At 35.9% G+C, this 20,888-nt stretch carries 23 protein-coding genes; 1 reads left to right on the forward strand and 22 read right to left on the reverse strand.

The features are described from left to right. Window position 1: 1 nt before the first annotated feature. Both NE544_RS05800 and NE544_RS05805 read right to left on the reverse strand, forming a co-directional pair. Window positions 2-841, reverse strand: a complete 840-nt coding sequence (locus NE544_RS05800; RefSeq protein ID WP_256268673.1) for a deoxyribonuclease IV — start codon at window positions 839-841, stop codon at window positions 2-4. Further along, window positions 838-2,160, reverse strand: a complete 1,323-nt coding sequence (locus NE544_RS05805) for a DEAD/DEAH box helicase (RefSeq protein ID WP_118114464.1) — start codon at window positions 2,158-2,160, stop codon at window positions 838-840. The genes NE544_RS05800 and NE544_RS05805 overlap by 4 nt, the downstream gene beginning before the upstream one ends. Before the next feature lie 81 nt (window positions 2,161-2,241). Here NE544_RS05805 and ispH point away from each other — a divergent pair, with 81 nt between their 5' ends. Beyond that, window positions 2,242-3,141: a 4-hydroxy-3-methylbut-2-enyl diphosphate reductase gene (gene ispH, locus NE544_RS05810; RefSeq protein WP_256268674.1), complete on the forward strand. Its 900-nt coding sequence runs from the start codon at window positions 2,242-2,244 to the stop codon at window positions 3,139-3,141. Here the strand turns inward: ispH and NE544_RS05815 are convergent. From NE544_RS05815 to rpsO, 20 genes are all read right to left on the reverse strand, one after another. Continuing rightward, window positions 3,126-3,779, reverse strand: a complete 654-nt coding sequence (locus tag NE544_RS05815; protein WP_256268675.1) for a class I SAM-dependent methyltransferase — start codon at window positions 3,777-3,779, stop codon at window positions 3,126-3,128. The two genes, ispH and NE544_RS05815, sit on opposite strands and share 16 nt — an antisense overlap. After that, complete coding sequence (gene rpoD, locus NE544_RS05820; RefSeq protein WP_118114461.1) at window positions 3,779-5,002, reverse strand: RNA polymerase sigma factor RpoD; 1,224 nt, start codon at window positions 5,000-5,002, stop codon at window positions 3,779-3,781. The genes NE544_RS05815 and rpoD overlap by 1 nt, the downstream gene beginning before the upstream one ends. A 4-nt stretch (window positions 5,003-5,006) precedes the next feature. Further along, window positions 5,007-6,776 carry a DNA primase gene (gene dnaG, locus NE544_RS05825; RefSeq protein ID WP_256268676.1) on the reverse strand — a complete coding sequence of 590 codons (1,770 nt, stop codon included), beginning with the start codon at window positions 6,774-6,776 and terminating at the stop codon, window positions 5,007-5,009. After that, window positions 6,776-8,155, reverse strand: coding sequence for a glycine--tRNA ligase (locus NE544_RS05830; protein WP_118114510.1), 1,380 nt, complete (start codon window positions 8,153-8,155; stop codon window positions 6,776-6,778). Before NE544_RS05830 ends, dnaG begins: the two co-directional genes overlap by 1 nt. A gap of 191 nt (window positions 8,156-8,346) precedes the next feature. Continuing rightward, a complete protein-coding gene (locus tag NE544_RS05835; protein ID WP_256268677.1) occupies window positions 8,347-8,763 on the reverse strand; it encodes an HD domain-containing protein in 417 nt (138 codons plus the stop codon). Continuing rightward, a complete protein-coding gene (recO, locus tag NE544_RS05840; RefSeq protein WP_118115554.1) occupies window positions 8,763-9,485 on the reverse strand; it encodes a DNA repair protein RecO in 723 nt (240 codons plus the stop codon). Before recO ends, NE544_RS05835 begins: the two co-directional genes overlap by 1 nt. After that, window positions 9,475-10,383, reverse strand: a complete 909-nt coding sequence (era, locus tag NE544_RS05845; RefSeq protein ID WP_118115556.1) for a GTPase Era — start codon at window positions 10,381-10,383, stop codon at window positions 9,475-9,477. Before era ends, recO begins: the two co-directional genes overlap by 11 nt. Before the next feature lie 12 nt (window positions 10,384-10,395). After that, window positions 10,396-10,743, reverse strand: a complete 348-nt coding sequence (locus tag NE544_RS05850; protein WP_256268678.1) for a diacylglycerol kinase family protein — start codon at window positions 10,741-10,743, stop codon at window positions 10,396-10,398. Next, complete coding sequence (ybeY, locus tag NE544_RS05855; RefSeq protein ID WP_256268679.1) at window positions 10,724-11,179, reverse strand: rRNA maturation RNase YbeY; 456 nt, start codon at window positions 11,177-11,179, stop codon at window positions 10,724-10,726. The genes NE544_RS05850 and ybeY overlap by 20 nt, the downstream gene beginning before the upstream one ends. A 44-nt stretch (window positions 11,180-11,223) precedes the next feature. Then, window positions 11,224-12,231, reverse strand: a complete 1,008-nt coding sequence (locus NE544_RS05860) for a LacI family DNA-binding transcriptional regulator (RefSeq protein WP_118115560.1) — start codon at window positions 12,229-12,231, stop codon at window positions 11,224-11,226. 2 nt (window positions 12,232-12,233) lie between these two features. Continuing rightward, window positions 12,234-12,767: a hypothetical protein gene (locus tag NE544_RS05865; protein WP_118115562.1), complete on the reverse strand. Its 534-nt coding sequence runs from the start codon at window positions 12,765-12,767 to the stop codon at window positions 12,234-12,236. 1 nt (window position 12,768) lies between these two features. Then, window positions 12,769-13,119, reverse strand: a complete 351-nt coding sequence (locus NE544_RS05870; protein WP_256268680.1) for a hypothetical protein — start codon at window positions 13,117-13,119, stop codon at window positions 12,769-12,771. Between the two features lie 262 nt (window positions 13,120-13,381). Beyond that, on the reverse strand, window positions 13,382-13,804 hold the full coding sequence (locus NE544_RS05875; protein WP_227991801.1) for an arsenate reductase ArsC: 423 nt from the start codon (window positions 13,802-13,804) through the stop codon (window positions 13,382-13,384). 143 nt (window positions 13,805-13,947) lie between these two features. Further along, window positions 13,948-15,255 (reverse strand): UDP-N-acetylmuramate--L-alanine ligase, encoded by a 1,308-nt coding sequence (murC, locus tag NE544_RS05880; protein ID WP_256268681.1) that lies wholly within the window; start codon window positions 15,253-15,255, stop codon window positions 13,948-13,950. A gap of 1 nt (window position 15,256) precedes the next feature. Beyond that, a complete protein-coding gene (locus NE544_RS05885; protein WP_256268682.1) occupies window positions 15,257-15,925 on the reverse strand; it encodes a hypothetical protein in 669 nt (222 codons plus the stop codon). Next, window positions 15,919-16,257: a thioredoxin family protein gene (locus NE544_RS05890; RefSeq protein ID WP_118115572.1), complete on the reverse strand. Its 339-nt coding sequence runs from the start codon at window positions 16,255-16,257 to the stop codon at window positions 15,919-15,921. The genes NE544_RS05885 and NE544_RS05890 overlap by 7 nt, the downstream gene beginning before the upstream one ends. Then, entirely contained in the window at window positions 16,250-16,891 is a 642-nt protein-coding gene (gene trmB, locus NE544_RS05895; protein ID WP_118115574.1) for a tRNA (guanosine(46)-N7)-methyltransferase TrmB, read from the reverse strand. The genes NE544_RS05890 and trmB overlap by 8 nt, the downstream gene beginning before the upstream one ends. Window position 16,892: 1 nt before the next feature. Next, window positions 16,893-18,281, reverse strand: a complete 1,389-nt coding sequence (pepV, locus tag NE544_RS05900; RefSeq protein ID WP_256268683.1) for a dipeptidase PepV — start codon at window positions 18,279-18,281, stop codon at window positions 16,893-16,895. A 74-nt stretch (window positions 18,282-18,355) separates the two neighbouring features. Continuing rightward, entirely contained in the window at window positions 18,356-20,497 is a 2,142-nt protein-coding gene (gene pnp, locus NE544_RS05905; RefSeq protein WP_256268684.1) for a polyribonucleotide nucleotidyltransferase, read from the reverse strand. 67 nt (window positions 20,498-20,564) lie between these two features. After that, window positions 20,565-20,831, reverse strand: a complete 267-nt coding sequence (gene rpsO, locus NE544_RS05910; protein WP_117923787.1) for a 30S ribosomal protein S15 — start codon at window positions 20,829-20,831, stop codon at window positions 20,565-20,567. Between the last annotated feature and the right edge of the window lie 57 nt (window positions 20,832-20,888).

Raw genomic sequence — 20,888 nt, forward strand, 5'->3', positions numbered from 1 at the left:
CTCAGCGCAAAGCTGAGATTTCTTCTTTATAAGGCGCCTTTCCATCAATAAAAGGTGTCTCTAATATTTTTGTGACATGTTCTAATTTAGGATGATGCACAATGGAATACAATACATCAAAGCCTATATAGCCTTTTCCTAAATTTTCATGCCGATCCTTATGTGCACCAAGTGGATTTTTAGAATCATTGATATGCATACATAAAAGATTCTCTAAACCTACAATAGAATCAAATTGATCTAAAACCTCATCAAAATGCGTAATATCATACCCGGCATCCCAAATATGGCATGTATCCATACAATAGCCAATACGCGATTTTTTATGGATTCCTGCATAGATCTTGGCTAATTGTTCAAAGGTAAAGCCACACTCATTCCCTTTTCCAGCCATCGTTTCAAGGGCAATTTTAACTTCTGTATCATCATGATCTAACACTTCATTTAAACCATGGATAATCCATTCAATACCTACATCCATACCCGCTCCTACATGACTTCCTGGATGCAGTACAAGTGTTTTTGCACCAATTTGAGAAACACGCTCTAACTCCGTCTTTAAAAAGTCTTGACCAAACTGGGCTGTTTCTGGTTTTAGAGCATTAGCCAAGTTAATGATATACGGTGCATGTACAATCACGCGATCGATAGAAAAATTGTGTTCAGCCATATAGTCTTTGGCTTCTTCTATCTTTAATTTAGATACGTCCACACGACGCGTATTACTTGGAGGACCCGTATAAATCATACAGGCATTCGCTCCATAGGATAGTGCTTCTTCAATAGCACCTTTAAAGTAATTTGGAGCTTTAAAAGATACGTGACTACCTAAATAGATCATACGTCCATTCCTTTTTGGCGTTGTCTTTCTTTCGCACGTTCTTTTTGTTGGCGCTTAATATCCGACTTAATCATTTCACGACGCTTTCTACGTTTCATACGATCAATTTCCTGGCGTTGTCTTTTCTTATAATTTGGTTTTACTTTCTTTTTCTTGTGAACGATTTTTTCCACTTCTTCATGAAATTCATCCTTTTTCATAGGACGCTTGTTCACATATGGTTTCAAATCTACAAATTGTTTATTCTTTACATCCTGATGTTCAAATTCAATGCCTTGTTTGATTAAAGACTGAATTGATTTCGCATCACTTTCTTTATATAAAGCGATACATTGTCCATCACGACTCGCTCTTCCGGTACGACCTGCACGGTGGATGTAAAATTTTAAATCTTTTGGGAATCCACAACTAATAACGTGCGTAATTCCTTCTAAGTCAATTCCACGACTGGCAATATCGCTGGCGACAATGTAGCTTTTCTTCTGGCTTTGAATCATTTTAATGGCCTGCATACGCGCACGTGATTCAAGACCTGAGTGAAGTTCGACTAGATCATAGCCATTTTCACGCATGGTATTCGCAATACTTTGAGCTTCTAGCGTTGTATTCGCAAAAATCAAACATACATAAGGTTGAATACATGGAAGTACGTCTAAGATCTTTTGTTCGTAGCTCTTATGCTTACAAGGAACTAAAATGTGTTTTACATCGCTTTGGAAAGCTTCTTCCTTTTTGATTTCAATAAATTCTGGATCATATAAATATTTCTTTAAGAATGGTTGTAAAGATTCTGGAATGGTTGCCGAGAAAACCATCATTTGAACCTTCTTATCCATCTTCGATAGAATTTCATCAATATCTTCTAAGAAACCAAATTCTAATGTCATATCCGCTTCATCAATTACGACAATTTTAGCCGTATCCAAACGCAAGACATTATCTTTAATAAACATGTCTTTCATTCTTCCAGGCGTACCAATGACGATTTGTGGCTGCTTTTCCATTTGTGTCACTTTTTCCATACCACCTGTGACTAATTTCACGCGTACATTAAAGTGTTTGGCAATCTTGCGACAACGATCATACAATTGGTATGCAAGTTCTCTGGTTGGAGCTGAAATAACAGCTTGTACGCAGTCTTGATCAAAGTCTAGCATCTCAAAGATCGGCATAAAGAAAGCGTGTGACTTTCCAGATCCTGTACTGGATACACCAATGATATCTCTATTTTTATTTTTACGATTTAACACCTGTTCTTGAATGGGTGTTAAAGTTTTAAAATGTTCTAAATCCATTATTTCTTGAATACGATTATTCATAATTTTCACATCCTTTACTTTAGTATTATCCCAAAATTCTTCCCATTTTACAAATACAAAAAATTAGGGCATAATGAATATATGAAAACACAAAATATTATTATAGTCAAGCCTCAGGGCTATTGCGGTGGGGTTTTAAAAGCCATTGAAACCGCCAAAAAAACAAGAATTCAATATCCAGATCAAAAGATTACCATATTGGGTAATCTAGTGCATAATCAATATGTCAAAAAAGCGCTTCAATATTATTCCATTGATACCATTGAAGATAAGACAAAGACACGCGTGGAATTATTGGATGAAATCCATGAAGGCATTGTGATCTTTACAGCGCATGGCGTCAGTCCGAAAGTCTATGAAAAGGCCAAAGAAAAAGGATTGATTTTGGTGGATGCGAGTTGTCCATTTGTACTTCAAACACAAAAGATTGTGAAGCAATATTTAGATGAAGAGTATACCATTTTCTATATTGGTAAAAATAAACATCCCGAAGCCGAATCGATTTATACAATGAGTGAGCATGTGCATTTGATTGAGCCACATAAAGAGATTCCTAAAGTGAGTACTTCAAAGATCTTTGTGACAAACCAGACTACGATGTCGATCTATGAATTGAAGGATACGTTTGAAAAGATTAGACGCTTATACCCGAATGCCATCTTCCACGATGAGATTTGTAACGCTACGCGTGTTCGGCAACAAGCTATTTTAGATTTAAAAAACGTAGATTGTTTGATTGTCGTGGGAGATCCAACAAGTAACAACTCGCAAAAACTTGTTGATATTGGAAAACAGGCTGGCATTGAGCATGTCTTCTCGATTCAAACGGTCGAAGATATTGATAAGAAAGATTTTGAAAAATATACTACGATTGCGATTACGAGTGGTGCAAGTACGCCTACGTATTTAACGAATCAAGTCAAAGATTATTTATCTCAAGACATCGAAAAACCAAAAATCCGTATTCAGGAAATTCTCTGAGTACGGATTTCTTTTATATATTCAATTTTTTCAAGAAATTCAGGTTTGTTGACTTTGGAAAGAATATTTTTATATTTATTCTCTTCAAAATCTAAATACGCTGCATAGGTTTCATCAATAAGCATGTTTACACCAAAGTAAAGTTGGGATGTAGAAACCTCTTGTTTCGTATCTTCGCAAACACAATCAAGAATCGGATAGTAGTGTCCATGATCATAAATCATTTTTTCTCTTACAATATGAATATGATGATCGTGTAAATATTCTCTTAAGGCAAAATCATCTTTATGGCAAGATAATAGAAGGCGTAAACCACGATACAAATTTCCCTTTGATAGGATATCGATAATGAGTTTTCCTCCCATGCCACAAATAATGATTTGGTCTACATCGCTTTCTAAGCCTTGAATGCCATCTAATAATCGACAAGATACCAAATCGGATAAGTGATTCTCTTCAATCGTTTTCTTGGCATTATCTAATGGGCCTTGTGCCACATCACAGGCATAGCCTTTTTTAGATTGATGATTCAGAATGGCGTTGCAGACAACGTAGGCATGATCACAGCCAATGTCCGCAATGCACTCTCCATTCACCCATTCTAATATTTCTTGAATTCGATTCGAACAAGGTATCATTATTTTACGAAATCTCTTAAACGCTTGCAGCGATTTGGATTTTTCAATTTACGTAATGCCTTGGCTTCAATCTGACGAATACGTTCACGTGTTACATTAAATTCTTTACCAACTTCTTCAAGTGTACGAGTTCTTCCATCCAACAAGCCAAAACGCAAACGCAATACTTTTTCTTCACGTTCTGTAAGACCTTGTAGAACGGCATTGATTTCGTCTTTTAATAATTGGTTGTTTGTGTAATCATCTGGAGATAATGTATCTTTATCTTCAATGAAGTCACCTAAGTGAGAGTCGTCTTCTTCACCGATTGGTGTTTCTAGACTGACTGGATCTAGGGCAATCTTTTGGATTTCACGAACCTTTTCCGCTGAAATATTTTCCATCTTTTCAGCAATTTCTTCTGGTAATGGATCACGACCTAAATCTTGCACCAATTGACGTTGAATACGTGTTAGTTTATTGATCGTTTCGACCATGTGTACGGGAATACGAATTGTACGTGCCTGGTCTGCGATTGCACGTGTAATAGATTGACGAATCCACCATGTCGCATATGTTGAGAATTTGAATCCTTTTGTGTAGTCAAATTTTTCAACAGCTTTGATTAGACCACAGTTTCCTTCTTGAATCAAATCCAAGAACAACATGCCACGTCCTACATATTTTTTGGCGATAGATACAACCAAACGAAGGTTTGAAGAAATCAACGTTTGTTTGGCTTGTTCACCATCCGCAATGACTTTTGCGAGTTTCTTTTTCTCTTCATTACTTAAATCAGGGTTTTTCATCGCTTCTTTGGCTTCTTCCCCTTCTTGGATCTGACGAGCAATGATGGGCTCTTCTTTTGGATCCAACAATGGAATTTGACCAATTTCTTTTAGATACATCTTAACGGGGTCATTGATCTTGGCATGAGATGCATTAGCGAATGTCTTTTCCAATTGCGAAATTTCTTCCGCAATCGAATCTTCTTCGTCCAAATCTTCGTCGCTTAGATCATCGTCTAAGACTTCATCATCATCTAATTCTTCCCCATCGATAAATTCGATTAAGTTTTCGTCGATCCAGTTATATAGATCGTCCATTGTATCATCATCTAAATTTAAAGCACTTACCGCATCTAAGAATTGTTTTTGGGAAACATCGGCATTTTCTTCTTTACTCTTCAGCAAGAATTCTTTTGCCTCTTCTAAGCTTGTAAACTTTAATTTTTCATTTGCCATACTTTCATCCTTCCTTTCGATGTAAGATTTCATTTCTTTGAATAATTAATTCCTGTTTTTTACTAGCCAAGGAAATCTTTAACATCGGATCTTGCACATTCTTGATCTGATCATTGAGATTGTCAATTTGGGCTTGTAAAGTACATTCTTTGATCTTCATTAAACTATCGTTAAAGAAGTCTTCATTATATCCATCAACATGAAACGGATTTTCCATCAAGCTTACCAACAAATTACGGACGTCTTCTTTTTCAATGTAGCTCATCAGTACATCAAAATCGATATGGTCCATATTTCGATACATGTCGTAACAATATAATGACAATTCTTCACAGACTGGATCTTGGAAAAAACCAATCTGATCTTTGAATTGATCGGCCGCAAGTTTACTGTTTAGAATCATCCATAAAACACCGTGTTCGGCAAGTGTTCTTCCATTTTTTAATGGCTCTATATTTCGAACCACAGCCGCATTATTTCTGGATTCTTTTTTGGGTGCCGGAATATTTGCGGACTGATGTGATAAATCAAATCCTGTCAAATCTCGGATACGAGAATAATAATCGGCCTTTTCAAAATCGGTACATGTCCTTTCAATGAAAGACTGCATTTCCGATGTGAATTTTTTCTTATCCTCGTAATTGTCTAAATCATATTGGTTCGGTAAATAATCAAATAAGAATTCTACAAATGATACAGTTTTATGAACAGATAAATAGAGTTCATCTTTTCCTAGTTCATTAAAGATTTCATCTGGATCTTTACCGGTTGTATTTTTTACTATGGAAAAATTCAGTCCGTAATCAACGGCTAATTTTCCAAACTTATAGGTAGCTGCTTTACCAGCTTTATCCCCATCGTAACAAACAACCAAAGGGACGTTTAAGCGTTTTAATAGCGTTATTTGTTCTTTTGTACAAGCTGTTCCTAAACAAGCAATACTTTCATGAATATCTGCCTTTTCAAAGGCAATGACATCCATAGCTCCTTCAACTAATATGCATCGCTTGTTCTTTTTCGCAAATTCTTTGGCTCTATGATAATTAAAAATCAAATGGCCCTTATGATAGATCTTTGTTTCAGAAGTGTTGATATATTTGGCTACATCCTTATCTTCATTTAAACGTCTGGCCGTAAATCCAACAGGATTTCCATTTTCATCATGAATGGGAATCATCAATCGATTGTCGAATACGGCATAGGTATCTAGATCGTGAGTACGAATTAAACCTGTATCTGTGAGTATTTGTTCGTTAAAACCTTTTGCCTTGAGATACTTCACACTACGACTCGATTCAGGTGCATACCCAATCTCAAATCTTTTTATAATATCTTCATTTATTTTTCTTTGACTTAAATACCTTTTCACGCTTTCGCCATTCTCACTCTGCAACTCATATGTTAAAAAGCGAATGTACGATTGAACGCAGTCATATAAAGGCTGATTTTGATCAACCTTAGGTTGAAACTGACTTGTATCCATGTGTAAAGGATAATGGATCAGTTCCGCTACCTTACAAACGGCTTCTAGAAAGGAAACGTTTTCAATCTTTTGTACAAATGTGAAGACATTTCCTCCGGTACCGCATACAAAACATTTGAATATTTGTTTATCCGTTGAAATTGATAAACTAGGATCGTGATCATCATGAAATGGACAAATGGCTTTATAGTCTTTGCCTTTTTTTTCTAATGTGATATAACGGGACATCACATCAACAATATCGGCCTGCTGACGAATGGCCTTTATATCATCTTCTGATATCCAGCTCATTAAAATTCAATTCTTTTTTCAATATATGAAACAAGGTCATCTAAAGCGATACGTTCTTGTTGCATAGTATCACGATCACGAACCGTAACACATCCATCGTTTGCGGTTTCGAAATCTACCGTAACACAGAATGGTGTACCAATCGCATCTTGACGACGGTAACGTTTACCAATGCTTTGTGCATCATCATACGTTACACTAAAGTGTTTAGCTAATTTAGCGAATACTTCATCCCCTTGATCGGATAATTTTTTAGAAAGTGGAAGTACAGCTACTTTATATGGAGCTAATGCTGGGTGTAATTTTAAGACAACACGAGAATCATTTTCTAATTGTTCTTCTTGGTAAGCTTCACACATTACGGCCAACATCAAACGTTCAACACCTACACTTGGTTCAATAACGTATGGAATGTATTTTTCGTTTGCTTCTTGATCAAAGTATTCTAAGTTTTGTTTAGAAGTTGTCTGGTGTGCTTTTAAGTCAAAGTCCGTACGGTCTGCGATACCCCATAATTCACCCCATCCGATAGGTTCAGAGAAGTGGTATTCGATATCACTTGTACCATTTGAATAGTGTGCTAATTCTTCAGGATCATGTGCACGTAAACGAATATTTTCTTCGTTGATGCCCAAATCTTTTAAGAATTGAACACAGTTTTTACAATAGTATTCAAACCAATCTAAATCCGTTCCTGGTTTACAGAAGAATTCAAGTTCCATCTGTTCGAATTCACGTGTACGGAAAATGAAGTTTCCTGGTGTAATTTCGTTACGGAAACTCTTACCAATCTGTCCAATACCGAATGGTAATTTTTTACGCATCGTTCTTTGTACGTTTTTGAAGTTGACAAAGATTCCCTGTGCAGTTTCTGGACGCAAATAGATTGTACTCTTCGCATCTTCTAATACACCTTGGAATGTTTTGAACATCAAGTTAAATTGACGAATGTTTGTGAAGTTTTTAGCTCCACATTTTGGACATGTGATTTCATGTTCAGCGATATAGTTTTCCATATCTTCATTTGACATACCACCACAGTTTACTGTGTGATTGCTGGCTTCTTCAATCAATTGATCCGCTCTAAAACGGCTCTTACATTCTTTACAATCCATTAATGGATCACTAAATCCGCCAACGTGACCACTGGCAACCCAAACATTAGGGTTCATTAAGATTGCACTCTGCAATCCTACATTGTGTTCACTTTCCTGGATGAAACGTTTCCACCAAGCATTTTTAATATTGTTCTTTAATTCAATGCCTAAAGGACCAAAATCCCAAGTATTTGCCAAACCACCATAAATTTCTGAACCTTGGTAAACAAATCCAGAGGTTTTCATGTGATTTACTACATCATTGAATGTCTTTTCGTTCATGTTATTTACCTCATTTCTTTCATGTATACAGACAAAAGGATACACTTTCATATTATATCTCATTTATCAACAAATTTCTAGACTAAATCCAAAGACACACGCAAAGAAAAAGCCATGATTTCTCATGGCCTGTTTTTAATCACCCACTTAAAAATAGGTTCTCTTATTTTTATATGTTTTGTACCACAAAACTAGTGCGTCGCAAGATATAGAATCGCTGTCTTGTACTTCTCTAGCCTTTGATAATCTTGTTTTGTGGGTTCTTTGATTCTTGTGATATCTAGATTGTGCAAAAGATCAGCAACCTTTATCTTTTTAGCTAACTTTGATGTAGATACTCTAGATATATATTCAAAATAAGATTCATCTTTTCTATGCGTTAATATAATTACCGTATCTACGATTTCATTTGGGAACATATTTCTCAATTCATCTTCTGTGACATTTGTATCTTCTAATACATCATGTAAATATGCAACTGCCTTTTCTGTATCCGTATCCATATAAGAAGCCACTTTCATCGGATGCAAGATATAATCTTTCCCTGCTTTATCCACTTGTTTAGAGTGTGCCTTTTTTGCGATTTGAAACGCTAATTCATGAAACATTACTTTAAGCCTCGAATACTTTCTAAAAAGCGAATGCTTGGATAATTCTTATGAGTATGATACTCCATCCATTTGGCTAGATAGATTAAGTCATCAAGATTGAAATTGAAATGTTCTTTAACATACTCTAAATTTTCTTCTTTGCACCTAAATAAAGCGCGATATTTCTTTAATTGTTCTACACTCCATTTGGGATATTGATTGTGATTGCACTTTTCACATAAGAATCCACCATCTTTTACAGAAAGAGTTTCTACTCTTGTGCTTTCACAATGTACACACCCTTGGATAAAAGGTTGGATTCCTTCTTGTTCAATACAATATTTTAGAATGATGCAGGCCCAGAAATAAAAATCATCTAAGTCTTTGTCGGCTGCGTTCCAACAATCCAATACTACGTTGAATAAATTCTCTTCTTTTTTAGTTTTAGAAATCAAGTCGTGCAACACGAAACAACAACTCGATTTAAACAGATCTTCTTGAATGTGATAGTAATAATGAATGGTTTGTCCTTGTAGTAATAAGGGCATTTTTGTCTTATCTTCGATCATGAATTCATTATAAGAAAAGGGCTGTACAAGCCGCAAATTCTTAGAATTGGGTTTGAACAGTCCTCTTGCGTATAAAGTTAAAATGGAATCTGTAGTCAAAACTTTGACTAGGCCATCCTTATCTTTGTATTCACCAACACTTAATACAAGTGCCTGAATCTTAGTCTTCATCGATTTGTTCTAATTCGTCTAAACCGAATTCTTTGATCTTGTTTTCGTGATTACGCCAATTCTTTTCAACACGCACAAAAAGTTCCAAATCCACACTGCATCCGAGCATATCTTTTAATTCCTTTTGTGCATCTAGACGAATCGAACGAATCATGCTCGCTTGTTTACCAATCAAGATTCCCTTCTGTGATTCACGATCGACTACCACCATCATTTGAAGATACATGCGATTACCACGTTTTTCTTTACGCTCTAAAATAACCGCTACACTATGAGGGATTTCCTCATGTGTTTTAAATAAGATCTTTTCACGAACAATTTCACACATTCTAAAATTGATGTCATGATCCGACTTCATTTCTTCAGGAAACATCGGCTCGCCTTCTGGCAAATACCCTTTGAACACCTTCAATAGCTCTTCTAAATTGTCTTTATCCAAAGCACTGATTGGAACAATATCATTAAAGTCATATTGTTTTTGCCAATACACCAAACGCTTTAATAATTGTTCCTTACCAAGCTTATCAATCTTATTCATGATCAATACAACCGGTTTATGTAATGTTTCAATACGTTTTAAAATAAATGAATCGCCTGTTCCAAAAGCTTGAGAGCCATCTACGATCCATCCGATCACGTCACAATCTTCCATTGCCGAATAGGCATTCTTATTTAAGACGCGTCCAAGTTGTTGTTGCGGCTTATGAATACCTGGTGTATCTACAAACACATATTGACAATCTTCATTTGTCAAAATACCCGAAATATTGTTTCTTGTCGTATTCGGTTTGTCCGACATGATTGCGATTTTTTCTTTCAACAATGCATTCAACAATGTTGATTTTCCTGCATTGGGTCTTCCTACGATCGCAATAAATCCTGATTTATAATTACTCATTTTACCTCCATTTTAAAATAGTTTGGGCAAAAATACATAAAGCCCAATACATGCGGCAAGCACACTGATAATAAAGACAGCTCCTGCGGCCATATCCTTAATATGTTTGGCTTGTTGGGTATGTTCAAGAGAAATATAATCCACGCATCTTTCAATACACGAATTGATGATTTCACTAAACCATACGAAGCCAATGGCGAAAATCAACATCATCCACTCATTTAGTGAACAATGGAAGAGAATGCCGCACAATATCACAATCAATCCAAAGATGCCTTGAAGACGAATACTGCGATCACAAGTGAAAGCGTAAAATAGGCCTTGAAAGGCATATTTAAATCTACCTTTGAACCAATTCATCTAAGATCTCATCCTGTAAGGCAAACATCACCTTTTCATCCTCTTTCTTCATGTGATCATATCCCATTAAATGAAGTAATCCATGGCAGAATAAGAAACATGCTTCACGACGAATCGAATGACCATAGGCTTTCGCCTGATCACGTATAGCTTGTACATTGATGAAAATATCACCAAGTTCATATTGATCTTCTTCAATCCACATATCACTCATATCATCTTGAATCGCAAAGCTAATGACATCTGTAGGACGATCAACATTACGATAGTCACGATTAATTTCGTGAATCTGTTCAGGTGTTACATAAATTACCGATAAACTCCAGTCTCCCTTTCTGTCTAACACCTTGCAGGCACGTTCTAATATCCTTTCAAAATCTTTTTTGTAGCGATAGACACTTCTATCTTTTGCGTTATTTGTAAAAATTATTTCCATGCCTTGATTATACACTAAACAAAAAGAGAGTTCAAAACGAACTCTTACTTTGTAGTTTCTCTAAATAATTTTGAGAATGAAATTTCAATATCTTTGTTCTGTTTAACAGACTCATCTTCCACTAACATCTTAGTTAGTAAACGCATCGCAACAGCTCCTAAATCATATTCAGGAATGTTGTATGTTGAAATTGTTGGACGCATCATTGTCAAATATTTTGAGTTCAAGATACATACAAGTTCTGTATCATCTGGAATTGAATATCCGCTTTCTTTACATGCGTTCATTAAAGCGATGGCCTGAGAATCACGGAATGTGATGACCATACGACTTGGTTTGTGGCTCTTGTAGTAGTCGGATAAGAATGTGTAGCTTGATTTGTAGCTATCATCGTATGTAACATACTTATCAAATACCAATCCTTTTTCTGCATAAGCACGATCTACACCCGCTTTTAATTGTTCCATCATAGAAAGATTCAATTTATCTTCTACCATAGAGATATCATCAATGCCCTTTTCGAAGCATTCATTCACAAATTCATAAGCCATACGTTCGAAGTTGATATATACATTTCCAACGTTACCAATCTTTTGGCCTTTTAATTTACTTCCAACTACAACCATTGGAATTTGGTATTCATGTAAAACTTCCATTTCATCTTCTGAGAAGTTGTCATTAAACAAGATGACACCATCAACACGTGATTTAATAATAGATTCAATCACATCCTGCATTTTTGAAATTCCCTTACTTGTTGTATGGAACATGATGTTGTAGTTATAGATTTTTGCGACATCCATCAAACCATTCAAGATTTTTGCGTTGTACGCAAACAATTTCTCGCTCATTACGATTGAAATTGTCGTAGTTTTAGACAATGCCAAACCTTGCGCAATCGCATTTGGTTTATAACCCAATTTTTCAATCGCTTGTTGAACACGCATACGTGTATCTTCACGCACTACATTACTATCATTAATAACTCGTGATACAGTTGCCAATGAGACATCGGCTTCTTTGGCAACATCATAAATGGTAATTCGTTTCATTCCTATTCGTCCCCCTTATTAAAAATCTTCTTTAATCCACTAAACAATGCTTCGGTAGCTTTACCCGTTACTTCTTCTGCTTTATCAACGGCACGAATAACAGAATCATTCGTACGAATTTCATCGACTTTTTCATCCGCCTTATCAATGACCTTGCGCAAAGAATCATTTTTTCTTAATGTTTCTTTTCCAAATTTAAAGCCATCAACAACCAATCCAGCTGTACCCTGTAAGAATTCTTTTCCAGCTGACATTGTCTGTTTAAATTGTTCACTTTCACTTACTTCAACCACTTTATCCTTTGTCGAAGAAAGAATATCTTTCGCATCCTCTTTTGCCTGTGATAATGCTTCCTTAACCTTTTCAGGATCTGAAGCATCTTTTAATAAGTCACGCACATCATCGAATAATTTTTCGATTTTGCTCTTGGCATCCTCAATAATTCTTTCATTATCTGTATTTTCGGATTCATGCATTACTTCAAGCTCTAGCATCGATTCTTTTTCTAAATCATCAATTAATTGTTTTTCATCCATGTCATTCATCCTCCTTTGTTTCTATGCTTTCTTTTCCAGTTTTTTTACTTTGAAACCAGTCTTTGGCATTTTGTACATTTTCACTTAACGCACCAACCACATTCATAAATGCTTCTTTTGCGGTTTGATTTACCTCATCCACCGTATTCGAAATATTTTCTGCCGTTTTTAATGGCACATCTAGTTTTTTCAATTGATCATTGGCCGTATCCAATGTTTTTGAGACTTGTTTTAAAGTTTCAATCAATTGCTTCAAAAAGAGAATTAAATAAATTAATGCGATGACACCAACGATGGGTAACACATATGAAAATGCACGAGCTAATGTACTCATAAAGATATCTAAACTCACAATACCACCTCAGAAAGATTATAACATGAACTTTCTAACTTATCTATTTATTTTGAAACTTTTTTCACAAGCGTGTAAACGCTACAAATAATAAAGGAAGTGTCGAATTACTCGAACACTTCCATAAAATACATTCTTGGCACAAATTTTTGAACATGATGAACATATTCACCATAAATGCAGGCTTTCATTTAACACCCACATATCCCTATACTCTTCAAAACAGAATTTGCTTAAATCGATGTATGACCATTTTGTTTTTTTATATTTTCTTTGAAATCAGCTCATCCTTTTTTATTTTCTCTGTTAATTCAAGTATTTTCGTATGAATGGAGTGAATGACTTTTGAAAACTCCACATCATTTTTTCCGGTAGGATCACTCAATCCCCAATCTTCTCTATATTCGCATGGAATTGCAGGACAATTTACATTACATCCCATTGTGATCACAATATCTACTTGCGGTATTTCTGACAACAGTTTGGAATATTGTGTTTTTTCCATGTCTATTTGATACATGTCTTTCATTAAACGTACGGCATCTTGATTGATTTGTGGTTTTGTTTCTGTTCCAGCGGAATAGCTTTCAAATACATTTGAAGAAAGGTGTTTTGACAATGCTTCCGCAATTTGACTACGACACGAATTATGTACGCAGATAAAAGCCACCTTTGGTTTTTTCATAAATACATACCCACCCTTCCTAGTTTTTAGCTTCGTCTTAGGTCGATGTTTTTCCATAGGATATGATTTCACTTCTTCTGTCTAAACAGAACAAAAAGCCTATTCCCTTATAAAAAGGTATAGGCTTTTATCCTTAGATACTCTTATAAGATTTTTTCTAATTTATCTCTTAATAAATAGATATCCTTACTAGACATAAAGACGAAGGCTGCTGGAGCAAGTTCTTTTAACTTTTCAGCTGAAGCATCATCTACATCTAATAAGATTGCGTTTGGACAACGATCCATCAAATCTTGAATTGTGACTGTGATTGTTTCATCTTCTCTTACGGCATTTTTAGGGAAATCCAGTAAACATACTTGATCCGCCGTATTTAAACTCTTCGCAAAGTCATCCAAGAAATATTGTAGACGTGAATAACGATCTGGTTTATATAACGCTACGATTTTCTTTTCTGGATATTTTTTACGAACTGCATCAATCATTAGACGAATTGCTGTTGGATGGTGTGCATAGTCATCGACTAATACACTATCCTTGACTTCATCAATCACAAATCGACGAGCAATTCCTTTATAGTCTTGTAAGCCTTGTACAATGATATCGGCTGGCATACCTAACATATGAGCTAGCGCAAAACATCCTAAGGCATCCTGCATAAAGGCATCTCCCACTTCATTTAATTCAACGTGAGCTAGAATTTCACCATTATGCTTACAATCAAAATGCATACCAAATGGACCTTGTTCAATATGGATAGCTTGATAATCATTGCCATCCTTTAAACCATATGTAGTTACTGGCACATTGTAGTGTAGATTTTTAAGGTGTTCATCATCTCCAAAGATGACAATGCCTTTTTTGACTTGGTTCGCAAAACTTTGGAACGCCGATACATAATCATCCAGATCTTTATAGTAGTCAATGTGATCCAATTCAATATTGGTAATGATCGCATAATCTGGATGATATGCCAAGAAATGTCTTTGAAATTCACAAGATTCTAGCACAAAATGGTTGGCATGTTCTGGCATATAGCCATGGCCATCTCCAATTAAGTATGCACATTCATCTTGTAAAGAAAGAACTTGGCCTAAAATACCTGTTGTTGTGGACTTACCATGCGTTCCCGCAACACAGATAGAACTGTATGAGTCTAATAAAATACCTAAATATTCATTATAATAATATGTTTTTACAGTTGGATTGTCCATCGCTGCTTTCACTTCCGGATGAGTTTGATCAAAAGATAAACCAATGATCACTGTGTCATTGTCCTTGATGTTATCAGGACTAAACGAATAGATTGGGATATTACGCGCTCTTAATCCATCTTCTGTAAAGATATATTTATCGATATCACTACCTGTGACTTCTTTATGTTCATCATGTAAGATACATGCCAAGGCAGCCATGCCTGTTCCTTTAATACCAATAAAATGATAAGCCATTTTATTCACCTTCTTTGTCAAATAACGATTCTTGTTTGTTTGTTTCCTTTTTTGGCTTCTCTAACATTTCAGAAAGATTCATATTTTTCTTTGATTCTTCCACCTTGTATTCAGGAATAGAATCCGCTGGCTGCATACTTGGTAAGTATGTTCCATACATTGGAGATAAGATCTTTGAGAAATCTTCGTCTTCTGGTTTGTTTAACGTAATCGCATCGTGCACTTTATCAAATTCTTTTTCAGAATCTTCCACATTTCCAAAGATTGGAGAAATGACTGGCTGATAATCTAAATCTTCGGCAACACGACGTACTTTTACCGATTTATGACGATCATATTTATACACTTTTTGTTTCGGTTTTGCCTCTTCTTGTGCAATCGAATCGACATCTAAACCTTGGAAAATTGTTGTTTTCTTAGGTTTAGGTTGAATAATCGCCTTTTCAAAAATAGGAGAATTCATAAAGTTTTCAGGATCCGTTTCAATCGAGCTTGCTGCTTCCTTTAAAATTGGTTCTGGCTTTACAACTTCTTCTTCTTGAACTTGTGGTTCTGCAACAACAGGTTCAGGTGTTACTTCTTCTTGTTTCGCAGGTTCTTCTACGACTTCTTCTTCATCGTCTTCTTCAACATCTTCATTGAAGATCGCATGCATTAAATCCTTTAACATATTTCCTTCTCACTTTCTATTGTCTGATTCAGAAATGCTTCTATTTCTTCTTTTGTCTTGCGAAGTGTAGAAACAAATCTTGATATTTCTTTTCCATCCTTGAAACATATAAAGCTAGGAATCCCCATCACTTCATATTCAATCGCAATATCCATACAATGGTCACGATTCAAAGAATAGAACTTTAAATCACTAAATTGTTCTTCAATTTCAGGCAAGAAAGGTTTGATGTACATACAGTCTGGACACCAAAATGCCGTAAACATCATCACTTGAATGCCTGAATTTGTTAATGCGTTTAAAAATTCGTCTTTATTACGAAGTTCAGTCATGTGCATATCTCCAAACACAACGATAGATTGGCTGACCTAAAGAAATGAATTTTTGTTCATATTCTGTAATCGCATCTTCATCATGTTTTTCACGACGATAATCTACACTGATTTCAACCATCTTAAAACCGGCATTTTGAAATTCAATCAAGCTATATTCAAATAAAGCACTGTTATCGGTCTTCATTTGGATTTCACCATTGAAAGACAAAATACGCTTGTATTGATCTAAAAACGTAGCACTAGATAAACGTCTTTTCGCATAGCGCTTTTTAGGCCATGGATCCGAGAAATTCAAGTGAATCACATCCACTTCACGCGGACCAAACCATTCTCCAATGGAACTCGCATCATCTTGAATCAGTTTTAAACGTTTCTTTTCTGCATCCTCGTCGTATTTTTTAGCGGCAATACCTGCAGCACTCTCATTCTTTTCAATCGCAATAAATCCAGTGTCTGGATACATCTTAGCCATATCTAAAGAATAGTTTCCTTTTCCACACCCAATTTCGATATGTAAAGTATCTGTATCCAATAGCTTTTTCCAGTTTCCTGCTTGTTTGGATGGTTCTTTTACTAAACAACTCGCAGTAGGCAAATAGTCTGTTGCCCACTTTACTTTACGCATTCTCATATTAGCTGCACAATGTCACGATCGCATCGGCATAAATACAGATAGCCTGCAACAAGTTATCTAATTTAATACCTTCATCACGTTGGTGACATCCTCCTACAAACGCATCGGTTTCAATCACTTCATTTGGAAGTTCTGGTCCATAAGATACAAAATTTTCAAATTTACGAGCATATGTTCCACCACCAATTGTGATTGGACAAGAGAAAGTATCACCTGTGTATTTTTGGTAGACACTCATTAAATCTTTCACTAAACGAGAATCTGGGTCTACGAATAATGGTTTTGAATCTCCACGATTTTCTGCTTTGATATTTGAAGTCAAGTTTGCACAAGCTGTATCAAATTTTGCCATGATTTCATCGGCATTTGTATCATTTGGATAACGAATATCAATTAAGATATCTGTTTCATTGTTTTCCATATTGACAATACCTGTATTCATTGTCAAGAAAGACATATATAAGCCATCTTTTTCAATACCTACTGGTTTACCCATCCAGTCTTTTAGTAAGAAATATAAATCTTTTGAAAGTTGATCATCATAGGCTTCACCAATAAAGTTCAACAATAAGACAGCGGCATTTACACCGTTATATGGCATAGCTGCATGCGCAAATGCACCATCAATATGTAAAGTTACACCATCTTCACTTCTTTTGATGGAACCCTTAACGCCTTGCGTAGCACAATAGAATTTAAATAAATCTTCTTGTTGATAACTCATGACATCCACTGTGACATCAGCTTTACCAATCACAATATTTGGACGGCTTCCCGCATGAAGTTTTTTGATGACAGTTGCATCACTACTTACTAAGCCAACATGTAAGCCACCTTTTTCACCATAAATAACTGGGAAATTGGCATCGGGTACAAATCCCATTTGTGGAACTTCGGCATGATCCACATAGTAGTTCATACATTCCATACCAGATTCTTCATCGCATCCCGTAATCAACATGACTCTTTTTTTCAAAGGAATGTTTAAGTCACGAATCATCTTTAATGCATAGTATCCAGCTAATGCAGGACCTTTATCATCCATAACACCACGTCCAAAGATGTAGCCATTTTCTAATGTTACTTTTAAAGGATCTTTTGTCCATCCCTCTCCTAGTGGCACAATGTCCAAGTGTCCTAAAACACCAAATGTTTCTTCTCCTTGACCATATTCAACAACGCCTGCATATCCATCAATGTCTTTGGCTTCAAAGCCATCGCGCTTAGCCATATCTAACATGGCATCCAATACGTCACGACAGTTTTTTCCAAAAGGAGCATTTTCAGCTTTCGTTGATTCATCACGAACACTTTCATACGATACAAGTGTGTTTAAGTCTTTTAAGAAATCGTCTTTATATTTAAGTACTTCTGTATTAAAATCCATAATTTTCACCTCTACCCAACTATTTTACCACATAGTCAAGAAAAAAGAACTCGTTTTTAACGAGTTCCTAACTTTTACGCTTCTGTTTTTTCTTCTTCTGTTTTAGGTTTTGGAAGTAAAGCTTTTGCGCTTACATTGATACGACCCTTATTATCGATTTCTGTAACCTTAACATCGATGATATCACCAAGTTTTAACACGTCTTCTACTTTATCTACACGGTGGTGAGAAATTTTAGAAATGTGTAATAAACCATCTGTATTACCAAACAAGTTAACGAATGCACCGAATTTTTCTAGACGAACAACTTTAGCTGCATATACATCTCCAACTTTGGCAACACGTACGATGTCACTAATCATTTGTTTCGCCTTTTCGATTGTATCGTAATCATTGTGGTAGATGACTACTTTTCCATCATCATCAATATCAATTTTTACATTGTCACATTGCGCAATGATTTCGTTGATCATTTTTCCACCAGGTCCGATTACATCTTTAATCTTATCTGGATCAATGTTCATCATCGCAATCTTAGGTGCATATGGACTCAATTGTTCTCTTGGACATGGGATACATGCCAACATGTTATCTAAGATTTCTAAACGTGCCTTGTGAGCTTGTGCCAATGCTTCTTCGAAGATATTTTTAGTAATACCTGTTACTTTGATATCCATCTGTAAAGCTGTGATACCATTTTTCGTTCCGGCAACCTTAAAGTCCATATCTCCAAAGTGGTCTTCCATACCTTGGATATCTGTTAAAACAGTATATTTACCTGAATTATCATCCATGATCAATCCCATCGCAATACCCGCAACAGGAGCTTTGATTGGAACACCAGCAGCCATTAAAGACATTGTTCCTGCACAAATACTTGCCTGAGAACTAGATCCGTTACTTTCCATAACATCCGCTACTGTACGAATTGTATATGGGAATTCATCTACACTTGGTAATACTTGAGCTAAAGCTCTTTCACCTAAGGCACCATGACCAATTTCACGACGTCCTGGATTTCCCATACGTCCAGTTTCACCAACGCAATATGGTGGGAAGTTATAGTGGTGCATAAAACGTTTTGAATCGACAACAGTTAAATCATCAATGATCTGGTTGTCATTTAATGCACCCAATGTAGTTGTTGATAATACCTGTGTTTCTCCACGCGTAAATAAAGCCGAACCATGAACACGAGGAAGTAAATCCACTTGTGAGTTCAATGGACGGATTTCATCGATTTGACGGCCATCTGGACGTACTTTGTCTTCAATGATCAAACGACGTACTTCGTCCGCTTCAATACTACGACAGATTTCACGAGCTTGTTTCACCGCATTGTTTTGATCTTTTTCAGATTCATATTCTTTGTTTGCGATCATTTCAGCAGCTTCATCTGTTAAATCATCAATTTTTCCGTAACGCTCTAATTTTTCTTTAATCGATACAGCTGCACGAATTTGTGCTTCAAAGTTTGCACGAACTTCACGATCGATTGTTTCATCTACGGCATACAATTCGATTTCACGTTTTTCTTTACCACAAGCGGCTACGATTTCTTCTTGGAATGCACATAATTTTTTGATTTGTTCATGTCCAAACATCAATGCCGCAAGCATATCTTCTTCGCTAACTTCTTTAGCTCCAGCTTCAACCATGTTTAAAGCTTGTGCAGTACCCGCAACAGTTAAATCGATATCACTTTCTTCCATTTGAGCCACTGTAGGGTTGGCAACCAATTCTCCATTGATACGTCCAACTTTAACACCTGCGATTGGTCCATTGAATGGAATATCTGAAATACATAATGCCAATGAAGCACCAAACATAGCTGCCATTTCAGGACTTGCATCTTGATCTACACTTAATACTGTGTTGACAACCTGTACTTCATTACGGAATCCTTCCGCAAATAAAGGACGGATTGGACGGTCGATCATACGTGCTGTTAATGTCGCATGTTCGCTTGGTCTTCCTTCACGACGTAAAAATCCTCCTGGAATTTTTCCAACAGAATATAACTTTTCTTCAAAACTTACTGTTAAAGGGAAAAAGTCAATCCCTTCTTTTGCCTGGTTTGATGCACATGCAGTTGATAAAGTCACTGTATCTCCATAACGGATAATAACGGCTCCATCAGCCTGTTTTGCGATTTCACCAGTTTCTACTGTGATCCCCCGACCACAAAAATCTAAATGAAACTCTTGTTTCGCCATTTTTTCACCTCAATCATACTTTTATATTCTATCAAATAAATGCATAAAAAAAAAGTAATCTTTTCGATTACTTTCTTAAACCTAATTTAGCGATCAATGCTTTGTAACGGTCTAAATCTTTACCCTTCAAGTAAGCTAACAATTTTTTACGACGACCAACTTTTTTCATCAATCCACGTTGTGAGTGGTAATCGTGTTTGTGTTCTTTGAAGTGCTCAGTTAAACGGTTGATTTCTTCAGTCAATACAGCGATTTGAACTTCAGGAGAACCTGTGTCACCTTCGTGTACTGCATACTCTTGCATAATTGCTTGTTTTTCAGATTTTAATAACATTTTTCTTCCTCCATGTATATTAGTCCTTTTCTACCGAGCGAAAGGTTGGAAGTTTCC

It is taken from the genome of Holdemanella sp. MSK.7.32, assembly GCF_024460475.1.
Classification (GTDB): Bacteria; Bacillota_I; Bacilli_A; order Erysipelotrichales; family Erysipelotrichaceae; genus Holdemanella.

Bases quoted from the DNA above. Each gene is read 5' to 3' on its own strand.
- trmB (WP_118115574.1), bottom strand. From the start codon at position 16,891: ATGAGAATGCGTAAAGTAAAGTGGGCAACAGACTATTTGCCTACTGCG.
- era (WP_118115556.1), bottom strand. From the start codon at position 10,383: ATGAGTAATTATAAATCAGGATTTATTGCGATCGTAGGAAGACCCAAT.
- recO (WP_118115554.1), bottom strand. From the start codon at position 9,485: ATGAAGACTAAGATTCAGGCACTTGTATTAAGTGTTGGTGAATACAAA.
- NE544_RS05815 (WP_256268675.1), bottom strand. From the start codon at position 3,779: ATGATACCTTGTTCGAATCGAATTCAAGAAATATTAGAATGGGTGAAT.
- NE544_RS05805 (WP_118114464.1), bottom strand. From the start codon at position 2,160: ATGAATAATCGTATTCAAGAAATAATGGATTTAGAACATTTTAAAACT.
- NE544_RS05835 (WP_256268677.1), bottom strand. From the start codon at position 8,763: ATGTTTCATGAATTAGCGTTTCAAATCGCAAAAAAGGCACACTCTAAA.
- pnp (WP_256268684.1), bottom strand. From the start codon at position 20,497: ATGGCGAAACAAGAGTTTCATTTAGATTTTTGTGGTCGGGGGATCACA.
- pepV (WP_256268683.1), bottom strand. From the start codon at position 18,281: ATGGATTTTAATACAGAAGTACTTAAATATAAAGACGATTTCTTAAAA.
- NE544_RS05875 (WP_227991801.1), bottom strand. From the start codon at position 13,804: ATGAAAAAACCAAAGGTGGCTTTTATCTGCGTACATAATTCGTGTCGT.
- NE544_RS05800 (WP_256268673.1), bottom strand. From the start codon at position 841: ATGATCTATTTAGGTAGTCACGTATCTTTTAAAGCTCCAAATTACTTT.
- rpoD (WP_118114461.1), bottom strand. From the start codon at position 5,002: ATGGCAAATGAAAAATTAAAGTTTACAAGCTTAGAAGAGGCAAAAGAA.
- NE544_RS05860 (WP_118115560.1), bottom strand. From the start codon at position 12,231: ATGAAACGAATTACCATTTATGATGTTGCCAAAGAAGCCGATGTCTCA.
- NE544_RS05885 (WP_256268682.1), bottom strand. From the start codon at position 15,925: ATGTTAAAGGATTTAATGCATGCGATCTTCAATGAAGATGTTGAAGAA.
- murC (WP_256268681.1), bottom strand. From the start codon at position 15,255: ATGGCTTATCATTTTATTGGTATTAAAGGAACAGGCATGGCTGCCTTG.
- NE544_RS05865 (WP_118115562.1), bottom strand. From the start codon at position 12,767: ATGGATGAAAAACAATTAATTGATGATTTAGAAAAAGAATCGATGCTA.
- NE544_RS05890 (WP_118115572.1), bottom strand. From the start codon at position 16,257: ATGACTGAACTTCGTAATAAAGACGAATTTTTAAACGCATTAACAAAT.
- rpsO (WP_117923787.1), bottom strand. From the start codon at position 20,831: ATGTTATTAAAATCTGAAAAACAAGCAATTATGCAAGAGTATGCAGTA.
- ispH (WP_256268674.1), top strand. From the start codon at position 2,242: ATGAAAACACAAAATATTATTATAGTCAAGCCTCAGGGCTATTGCGGT.
- NE544_RS05850 (WP_256268678.1), bottom strand. From the start codon at position 10,743: ATGAATTGGTTCAAAGGTAGATTTAAATATGCCTTTCAAGGCCTATTT.
- dnaG (WP_256268676.1), bottom strand. From the start codon at position 6,776: ATGAGCTGGATATCAGAAGATGATATAAAGGCCATTCGTCAGCAGGCC.
- ybeY (WP_256268679.1), bottom strand. From the start codon at position 11,179: ATGGAAATAATTTTTACAAATAACGCAAAAGATAGAAGTGTCTATCGC.
- NE544_RS05830 (WP_118114510.1), bottom strand. From the start codon at position 8,155: ATGAACGAAAAGACATTCAATGATGTAGTAAATCACATGAAAACCTCT.